1 protein-coding gene and 1 pseudogene are annotated in these 864 nt (G+C 66.3%); both read right to left on the bottom strand.

Going from position 1 to position 864, the window contains the following annotated elements; translation table 11 throughout:
- On the bottom strand, nucleotides 1–657 hold a 657-nt coding region (locus tag L6Q67_RS23555; RefSeq protein WP_296575958.1), incomplete at its 3' end, for an efflux RND transporter periplasmic adaptor subunit.
- Nucleotides 654–864: pseudogene (locus L6Q67_RS23550) on the bottom strand (TolC family protein); the annotation flags it as partial. The pseudogene L6Q67_RS23550 and the gene L6Q67_RS23555, both read right to left, overlap by 4 nt.

The following is an 864-nucleotide window of genomic DNA, read 5'->3' as shown; positions in this document are numbered from 1 at the left end:
CAGGTCCCAGTTGCGCAGTCGCGCGAGGCTCGAGTCGGCCAGCTGACGCATGCCGGCCTGCGCCTCCGTGCCGGCCTCCTTCATCGCTTCGAGCCCTTGCATGGCGATCGTGTACTCGCGCTGCGCCGAAACCAGTTCAGGGCTGTAGGCCTCGAACAACGGCTGACCCTTGGCCACCGGCTGGCCGGTCGCACTGACGTGCAGCCGTTCGACGTAGCCTTCGAATTTCGCGGTCACTGCAAAGGTCCGGCGCTCGTCCGGCTCGATGCGGCCTGCCGCCCGGATCGTCTTGCCGAGAAGGCGCATGCCTGCCGGCTCGGTGCGCACGCCCAATTTCTGAATCTTCTCGGTGCTGATGCGCACCTGGCCTGCCCCTCCGGCGCCAGCGCCAGGCGAGGCCTCGTCTTCGCCTTCGTAGACCGGGATGTAGTCCATGCCCATCGGGTCCTTCTTCGGCACCGGTGAGGTGTCGGCCAGCCCCATGGGATTGCGGTAGTACAGCAGCTTGCGCTGCTTCGGCACCGCAGCGGAGGGCGACCCCTGGCTGGCCTCGGCGGACGAAAGTGCGGCGCTGCGCGTCTGCGTGCCCAGCCAGTAGCTGCCGGCGCCGACGGCACCGATCGCGGCGATGATGAATACTGTCGTGGCGGTCTTCACAGGTCTTCTCCCACAATGCGTTCGATCTCGGCCAGACGCATCTGCGCCTCGACCTGTGTCTTCAGGATTTCCAGGCGGGCTTTGCGAATCTGGCGCTGCGCCTCCAGCAACATCGCGAACTCCGCCTTGCCGTTCTCGTAGGCGGCCAGTGCCGAATGAAGGCCGAGCTCCGACTGCGGCAACAGCTGGGTTTTCAGCAGCGTCTCG

The sequence above is a fragment of the Zoogloea sp. genome (assembly GCF_023150065.1).
In the GTDB taxonomy this organism is placed as follows: Bacteria; Pseudomonadota; Gammaproteobacteria; order Burkholderiales; family Rhodocyclaceae; genus Zoogloea.
Note: the sequence above shows the minus strand (reverse complement) of the source record. Positions and strands in the feature narration are given on the sequence as shown.